Genomic DNA, 8,628 nt, shown 5'->3' on the forward strand with positions numbered 1-8,628 from the left:
GGCCTCCTTCCAGCTCTTCACTGAGATCACACCCTGATCGTCAATGGACTGAGCAGCATTCAACAAGAGGTTAAGAAAAACCTGGTTCAATTGACCGCCAAGTCCCCTGATCATCGGTAAAACTTCAGCATGATCCTCGGAAATGGCAATCCGCTTGCCAAACTCGCGACGAACAATGGCAACTGCGGATTTAAGCCCCGGCAAAATGTCGATTGACGAGAACACAGTGCCTCCATCATGACAAAAGGTGGCCAGATCGGTTATGACCCGTACGGTGCGATCAACCCCTTCACGAATATTGGCCAGCAAAACATTGATCCTGGCAGAATGACATTCACCTCCACCCTTCAGGGCAGCGGCAAGGGTCATCTCCAGCAACGGCAACGAACCGGCGATAAAATTGATTGAATTCTTGATCTCATGAGACAATCCGGAAATCAGCATCCCCAGCGCCGCCATCTTCTCTGACTGGACCAGATGGGTCTGCGCTGCCTGCAACTGGATCAAGGTGTCGGACAGTTGTTCATTAGCGCTGATCAGCGCTCTCTTTTGAGCGGTCAACTCCTGGTTGCTGGCATCCAACTGCTTGGTACGATATTCAACTTTCTCCTCCAAGGTATTTTTAAGCTCATATATGGTGTTATATGACGTCTGCAGGATAGTGATTATCTCCGAAAAATCTCTGGGAATGTCAGGACCACCCGAACTTGCAGCGTGCCCCCCCCCATTGTCACTTAACCGCCGGATCTCAAACACCAGCCTGCGCAGGGGCAAGGCGACAAAATAGTGAATAACTATCAGGGTAAGCAGACAACTGAGCAAAGTAATGCTGATAATGATAGCCGTATCCCGAACAAACACGGACCGGGTCTCTTTATGGATTAAAGAGCTGTCGGTGATCATAACCACATAGCCAATAAGCGATGCCGACCTCGCAAGCTGACCATCACTTAAATTATCGGCAAATATTTCTTCGGTGGTGTATTTCGCCTCAGTCATTACTGGCTCGACCACCAGAATACTTGAGCCGACCTCCTTGGCCAAGGAGGTTCCCATGTGTTGATCCCGAATATGGTGAGTAAAAATATCATCGATCAAAGATTCCAAATTCCCCCAGTAGCCCTTCCCTTTATAGCGCTGAAGCAGCATACCGTTTTCGTCAAAAAAAGCGATCAGCTGACACTCTTTTTCAGTGATCAGTGACGCCGCAACCCTGGCGAGCTGATCCTTGTTACCGGTAAAGACAGCGACCCGGCTACTTCTGGCCAAGGTGCGGCCAAGGCTCTGGCTGTGCTGAATAAGGTTGGCCTTGAACCGCTCGGCATTCTGATGCGAGAAATACGCATTCAGGGCCATCGTGGTCACTATCAGCACCAACATCATGGCGCCAAGAACCCTGGCCATGAAACTGTTAAGTAGGTAGCTATGAGGCAAATTCATGGCAACAGTTTACCTTTATTGATGGTGGACGGAACAACAGAGATTCCCATTTTTTGAATAATTCGGGGATTGGTAAGGAGAATGATCTCTGTGGCATACTCACGGGAAATGGTCTTCGAAAAAGGTCGGCTCAGACGCTCCCTGACCATTACCCCCGCCTGACGGCCCATTGCCTCAGGCAAGGAAAAAACAACCAGCGCCGCTCCCTGCATTAAGTATTTGGGGGCGAAAGCGACCAGTGGAATTTTCTTCTCCAGTGACAACAGGGTCAGGGCTTCGAGCAGGGCAGGACTGACCAGCGAGGTTTCGGGGGTCAGCAGCAAGACGTCCATCAACCCTTGCAACTCGGTCACGGACCGAATCGCCTCGCGGTCGGACGCTGCCGGGATGCTGACCAAGGTCAGTCCGGCGCTCGCGGCCGCTTGTTGCAAGAGTTTCAGAAAATCTTCGGAGGTAGCCGGGTTGTGCAGCAGGCCGATTCGAGCGCTGCCAGGAAAGATCTCCTTGATGGCGGCAAGCTGCTGGGCCGGGCCTGCCGTCATCAAAACCCCGGAGAGGTCGGAATGTTTGGGGACAATGGCATCCGGATCAGGGACCATCAGGAAAAGAACCGGCCCGGAGAAGGAGGCGACCGACTTCAGGGCGAGGCTGCCCACCGCAACGATTATTTTTGGTTGCAGGGACTGGTGTTTTTGGGTAGTTAATTGAATAGTGTCAGATGAAGCCGGATCAAGGACTACGATCTCGACCTTCTCGATGGAAGAGATCCCGGGAAGCGAAACGCCGGGAGTAAAGGCCTGAGTAAAGCCCGAGACCGCCTGTTGGTAAACCTCAGCGGCCGAAGACTGGACCACAAGGACCAAGCCAAGCGCTGGGCGAGGGATAACCATGGCCAGCAGCGTAGCGCAGACAAGGGTAACAAAGCGACTGATAAGACTGTTCTGCATGATCGCGATGAAAAGATTAATAAAATTATGCTTAACCACTGGCTAAACTGGCACATTAACACAACTCTGGCTCAATTTCATCATCTATTGACCACCAGAGAAAGGATATCAATTTTCGTGCGGAAGGTCTCGGTCGGCAACTTAAACCATGTCCGGCCTGCTGCCGTCTCCCTGGCGCAGATTCCCCCCTCTATACAAGATACCACTTATTTATTTACAGGAGATCTTTATGAAGCGATCATACTCCCTGCTTACCATCACCACCCTTCTGACCCTCGCCCTGACCACCGCCATCTCGCACGCGGCAGGAATGGAGAAACCGATCCAGACCGCCGGCCTGGGACATGACGACCTCGGCCTCTACTTCGACCAGGCAGAGCTGACCACCGTCCAGACCGCCACCCACGCCCCCAAGCCGATCACCCAGGTGGCGGAGAACATCACTGTAATCACCGCTCAGGAGATCGAACGCTGGAATGCCCACTCCCTGCAAGACGTGCTGGCCCATGTGCCGGGGGTGCTGGTGAGCGATGCCGGTCGCGAAGTGGCCAACGCGGCGACCATCCATATCCAGGGCTCCCGTTTTGAGGATGTCCAAGTTTACCTGGACGGGGTGCGCTGGAGCGATATGGCCTCGGATTACAGCTTGACCAATCAGATCCCGGTTGAGATCATCGAGCGGGTGGAGGTGATCAAGGGGCCGGCCTCCTCGACCTGGGGCTCAGCCTTCGGCGGGGTGGTCAACATCATCACCAAAGACACCGGCAACAGCCCCACCCCCTCCGGCACCGTGACCGCCTCCTATGGCGAGCACCAGACCCACGGGGCCTCGGCCCAAGTGACGGGCCAGGCCGGACCGGTGGGCTATCTGCTCCACGGCGGACTCCTCAGCTCAGACGGCCTGCGGGACGACCGCTGGCTCGACCGCGACACCCTCTACGCCAAGCTCAGCGCCCCCCTGCCCGGCCAGACCACCCTCACCGTATCCATGGGTCAATTCAAGCCGGCCTACAATTATCTGGCCTGGCACGAGATTGATTTTGGCGCCAATTGGGACGAGTCCGACCGGCTCGCCACCGCCACCCTGACCCGGCCCCTGGGCGACCACCTCCACCTCCAGCTTTACGGCTCGCTGCTCAACAAAAAAACCGCCGACTACAATGAGTGGCCCTTGTCAAGCCACACCCTCATCGACAACTACGCCACCGAGCAAAAAGAGCACTCCGGGGCAATGCGGCTGTACGGCGACCTTGGCCGCCACGCCCTCTCCCTCGGGGCCGAGACCTACCGCAACAACTATGACGAATACAAGTTCGAGGTGCGGGGCCCAAACCCTATCAGCCAGGAGACCTGGGCGCTGTACCTCAACGACACCATCAAGCTCGGCCGGACCACCCTCACCCCTGGCCTGCGCTACGACTCAAACTCCATTGCCAATCCCCAGCTCTGCCCCAGCCTGGGCCTGACCTACCAGGTAAATGAGACCACCCTGCTGCGGGCCTTAGCGGCCCGTGGCTTTCGCCGCCCGGTCACGAACTTTAAACAATCGAACTTCGTCAGGCCCCCCTATCAAATCAATCCAGCGCTCGAGTCCGAGACCGTCAACACCTTCCAACTGGGCCTGGAAAACACCGCAATCCCCAATATCCGGTGGAAGGCCACCGCCTTCCACCACGACTCGAACCACCGCTGGATCGATGACCCGGACACCGCCAGAAACCTGGTTTACATCAATGGCGACGGGGTGGTCAGGGATGGGCTGGAGGTGGAGCTTGAGAGCGAACGTTGGCATGGCCTGGCCCTGATCGCCAACTACACCTTCGTTGCACAAGAGACCGACGCGACCTTTGATCCAGGCAACTCCATCAAAGATCCAGGTGAGACCATCCTCGCCAACCTAATCTTCGACTATCAAGGCCCCTGGGAGCTGCACTGCCGCCTCTCCGGCAACTACACCTGGCTGAACACCTGGGATGCCAGCTATAACGAACGCCTCGACACCATGACCTGGGACCTCACCGCCACCAAGGCGATCCACCTTAACGAGCGCCGCCGCCTCGACCTCTTCGCCACCGCCACCAACCTCTTTAACGGCAGCCACTATGATCATGCGGCGCACATTAACGCCGACCGCTGGCTGGAAGCCGGGTTGCGTTTTCACTTCTGATGGCCACGATCAGGCAAAAAAAGGGGGGGACTCTCAATTACCACTTGACCCAGGAACTCCTGAGCTGCCATACTGGGAGGTGAAATGCGACCCGGCGGGATCAAACTCCCGCCTCACCATTCCCCCCACCTATGGAGGTTTCCCATGGAAGAGTACACCCTGTTGATTCTGGACCACGGCCTGAGCCCAGCCGAGATCGCCGCTACCGGTGCCTGCTGCAAGACCGGACCGATAGCAACAGCGACAGAAGAGAATTAACACACCTCCATCAGGGGCCGGCAACGGCCCCTGACCTTTTCAGGCCACCCAACACCCATGCCCCTCACTCACTACCTCGTCACCCTGGCCCTGCCGGGCGACCCGCAGCAGACCCTGCTCTACTCAACGCGCAAGGCCTCCTTGGCCGCCCTCGACACCTCAATCGTCCAGCGGTTAATGGCCGGCGAGACCCCGCCCGGCCCCTTGCGGGTCCAACTGGAGGCCCTTGGCCTGTGGGTGAGCGACCTGGCAGCCGATGAGGCGGCAATGCGCAGCTTTCTTGATGAGATCAACCACAACCGGACCAAGGCCACTATCTCGGTAATCCTGGGCATGGCCTGCAACTTCGCCTGCCGGTACTGTTACGAGGGCAAGCAGAAAGAAAGCGGCCAGAGCATGACCGACGACACCGTGCGCCAGAGCGTCTCCTTCATCACCAACTGGTGTCGCCAACAAGGCAAGGAGCGGCTGGTCTTAAGCCTCTACGGCGGCGAGCCCCTGCTCTACCCCAAGCTCATCCGCCGGTTCGCCACCCTGCTCAAACCCGCCTTGGCCGAACACGGTATCGGCTTCGGCTTCTCCCTGGTCAGCAACGGCTCTCTACTCACCCCTCAACTGGTTGAAGAGTTTCTCGAGTTAGGCCTCCTGGGGGCCAAGATTACCATCGACGGCCCGGCGGCCAGCCACAACCACCTGCGGCCCTTCAAGAACGGCGATCCAAGCTTCGAGGCCATCCTCAACAACCTCGCCGCCAGCTGCCAACTGCTTCGAGTCGACCTGGGCGGCAACTTCACCCAAGAGACCTGGCAGCACTTTCCTGAACTCCTGGACCAACTGACCGCCCGCGGCATCACCCCCGAACGATTGGGCAGAATAAACTTCTCCGCCGCCATGGGGGTGACCGACACCCTCGCCGACACCGATTTCACCACCGGCTGCTTCTCAGTCAACGAACCCTGGCACGCCGAGGCGGTGGTGACCCTGCGAAGAGAGATCCTGGAGCGGGGCTTCAACTCGGCCAAGGTCTCAACCGCCCTGTGCATGATGGACCTTACCGACGCCCTGGTCATCAACCACGACGGGGGGCTCTACAAGTGTCCGGCAATGATCGGCCACCGGCAGTTTCAGTCCGGCGATATCCGGCAGGGGGTCGCCCCTGATCTGGCTGAAATCCACAACTTAGGCCACTGGCGCCACGAAGCCCGCTGCCGGACCTGCGCCTACCTCCCCTTGTGCCTTGGTGGCTGCCGCTACTCGGCCTATCAGCGGGAAGGTGAGATCAAACAGGTGGACTGCCAGGAAGGGTATTTCCGCTCAGCGCTGCCCGGACTGATCCTTCAGGATCTTCACTACCACCATGGAGAGAGATCGGCGTAGGCCACTAAGAGTCCCTCCAGAAAAAATCTCCCGTGCACCGCTTGCTTTTTTTGCCCCGATTACACTATGATAGTTACAGAAACTGCCAGGGACACTGGTTCCATGGTGGGCAACGAAAAAACAGGGAGGCGAGAAGAGCATGTCACTGCTGAATTGTTGGGAGTACAAAAAGTGCGGACGCCAGCCAGGGGGCAACAAAGTAGCTGAGCTTGGTGAATGTGTGGCTGTGTCGTGTTTCAAGGCCCATGGTCTTAATCACGGCATTAACGGGGGCCGGGCATGTTGGGCAATAACGGGGACCTTCTGCGGGGGGATTATCCAGGGGTCATTCGTCGACAAGCACAGGAACTGCGCCAGCTGCGACTTTTTCCATACCGTGATCAAGGAAGAGGGGGAAAACCTCACCCCCGTCCAGGAAATACTCACCCTGCTCACCACGGGCAGGAAGTCGTCGCCTTAAGACGATACTGCTAAGAGCGATAGTCAGCGTTGATTTTGATATAATCAATGGAAAGGTCGCAGGTAAGGATGGCCGATGAGCCTGCCCCCTCCTGGAGGGTGATCAGCACGGTGAAGGCCTTCTGCTTGAGGACCATGGTCGCCGCCTGCTCCGCCTCAACGCCAAGCCAGAGGCCATTGCCGACAATGCGAGCCTCGTCAAAGGCGATATCGACCTTGGCCTGATCAAAAACTATGCCCGAACGGCCCAAGGCGGCAATGATCCTACCCCAGTTGGCATCCTGGCCAAAGAAGGCGGTCTTAACCAACGGCGAATTGGCCACCGTCCGCGCAGCCAGCTCCGCATCACTCTCTGATCGAGCCCCAACCACCTTAACCGTCACCAGCTTAGTGGCGCCCTCGCCGTCCGCGACAATCTGCACGGCCAAATCCCTGGTCAACTCATCCACCGCCTGCTGCAAGAGGATGGCCTCAGCCGAGGCAGGATCAGCAAGCGCCGCATTGCCTGCCCTGCCGCTGGCCAGAAAGAGGACCGTGTCGTTGGTGCTGGTATCGCCGTCCACCGTGATCCGGTTAAACGACAGCTCGACGCTGCGACTGAGAATCTGCTGCATCAACTCGGGCTCCACTGCCGCATCGGTCATCAGGTAACAGAGCATGGTCGCCATATTGGGCATGATCATCCCCGCCCCCTTGGCCATACCGGCAATAGTCACCCGCTTACCAGCGATGGTTACAGTCCGGACAGCGGTTTTCGGCACCGTGTCGGTGGTCATGATCGCCCTGGCCACATCCATTGCCTTATCCGGGGCGAGTTCAGATACCAGCCGCCCGACATGGGAGAAACAGGTAAGATCAAGCTGCTGACCGATGACCCCGGTGGACGATACCTGAACAAAAGCCTCATCAACCCCCAAGGCCCGGGCAGCAAGGCCTGAGGCAGTTCGAGCCTTGTCCAGACCCTCGGCGCCGGTGCAGGCATTAGCGATGCCAGAGTTGACCAGAATGGCCTGCACCCTGCCGCCTTTGATCCGCTCGATCCCCAACAGCACCGGGGCGGCCTTGACCTGACTGGTGGTAAAAACCGCCGCCGCCGCTGCCGGCACGGTGCAATAGATCATGGCAAGATCAAGACGGTCCTTGCCCCTGATGCCGGATTTCACCGCCCCAAAAAGAAAGCCATCGACCTGAAAATCCTGCTGTACCATGCTCGTCACTCCGGTCTTTACGTCTGCAGCCCGGTCTTTACGTCTGCAGCGCTACTGAACGATTACAAATTATTTGGTCCGGCCGCAGCAGCGCTTATACTTCCTGCCGCTGCCGCAGGGGCAGTCGTCATTCCTGCCAACCTTATCTCCATCCCTGCTGACCGGCTGCCGGGCCTTCTCTTCAGCCGCCTGGTCGCTACGCTGCATCTTCATAGCCAGGGCCTGCTGCTCCTCACGCCGGGCCTGCTCCAAGCGCTGAACCTCGTCTTCACTCACCAATCGGACCATAAAGAGGGTCGAGATGGTCTGTTGCTTGATCGTGGTCATCAGCTCCATGAACATCTCATACCCCTCTTTCTTATACTCGTTAAGGGGGTTTTTCTGACCATATCCGCGAAGACCAATGCCTTCCTTGAGATGATCCATATTGAGCAGGTGCTCTTTCCAGTGGCTATCCACCACCTGCAACAGGATAATCCGCTCCAGGTGGCGCATATTGGCAACGCCGATCTCATCCTCCCGGCGCTGATAGGCCCCCTCCACCAACCCAACCAGATGTTGAACCAGCGAGTCGCGGTTCATCCCGGCCTGTTCCGCCTCTCCAATGCCATGGCCGAAACCGAAGGCTGCGGTCATCCGCTCGTCAAGCAGCTGCCAATCCCAATCCTCAGGTGTGGCTTGATGGCCGGAAATTTCAAGGACCAGAGGTTCAACCATCTCCGGGATCATGGCCAGGATGAGCGATTTGATATCATCACTCTTTAAGACCTCA

Annotated in this window: 6 protein-coding genes and 1 pseudogene; 3 read left to right on the plus strand and 4 right to left on the minus strand. The window is 57.5% G+C overall.

Going from position 1 to position 8,628, the window contains the following annotated elements; genetic code table 11:
- Nucleotides 1–1,440: hypothetical protein (locus tag FP815_05305; GenBank protein MBA3014354.1), on the minus strand; the 1,440-nt coding region annotated here is incomplete at its 3' end.
- Nucleotides 1,437–2,387: a hypothetical protein gene (locus tag FP815_05310; protein ID MBA3014355.1), complete on the minus strand. Its 951-nt coding sequence runs from the start codon at nucleotides 2,385–2,387 to the stop codon at nucleotides 1,437–1,439. The genes FP815_05305 and FP815_05310, both read right to left, overlap by 4 nt.
- Nucleotides 2,388–2,535: 148 nt before the next feature.
- Between FP815_05310 and FP815_05315 the strand changes: the two genes are divergently transcribed.
- The 3 genes and pseudogenes from FP815_05315 (at nucleotide 2,536) to FP815_05325 (ending at nucleotide 6,559) form a co-directional block, all read left to right on the plus strand.
- Nucleotides 2,536–4,554: a TonB-dependent receptor gene (locus tag FP815_05315; protein ID MBA3014356.1), complete on the plus strand. Its 2,019-nt coding sequence runs from the start codon at nucleotides 2,536–2,538 to the stop codon at nucleotides 4,552–4,554.
- A gap of 315 nt (nucleotides 4,555–4,869) precedes the next feature.
- Entirely contained in the window at nucleotides 4,870–6,189 is a 1,320-nt protein-coding gene (gene gptM, locus FP815_05320; protein ID MBA3014357.1) for a putative geopeptide radical SAM maturase, read from the plus strand.
- Between the two features lie 139 nt (nucleotides 6,190–6,328).
- Nucleotides 6,329–6,559, plus strand: a pseudogene (locus FP815_05325) (hypothetical protein).
- A gap of 100 nt (nucleotides 6,560–6,659) precedes the next feature.
- Here FP815_05325 and argJ read toward each other — a convergent pair.
- Nucleotides 6,660–7,856 carry a bifunctional glutamate N-acetyltransferase/amino-acid acetyltransferase ArgJ gene (gene argJ, locus FP815_05330; protein ID MBA3014358.1) on the minus strand — a complete coding sequence of 399 codons (1,197 nt, stop codon included), beginning with the start codon at nucleotides 7,854–7,856 and terminating at the stop codon, nucleotides 6,660–6,662.
- Between the two features lie 69 nt (nucleotides 7,857–7,925).
- The coding region (gene secA / locus FP815_05335; protein MBA3014359.1) for a preprotein translocase subunit SecA at nucleotides 7,926–8,628 on the minus strand (703 nt) is incomplete at its 5' end.

This window comes from Desulfobulbaceae bacterium (genome assembly GCA_013792005.1).
GTDB lineage: Bacteria > Desulfobacterota > Desulfobulbia > Desulfobulbales > VMSU01 > VMSU01.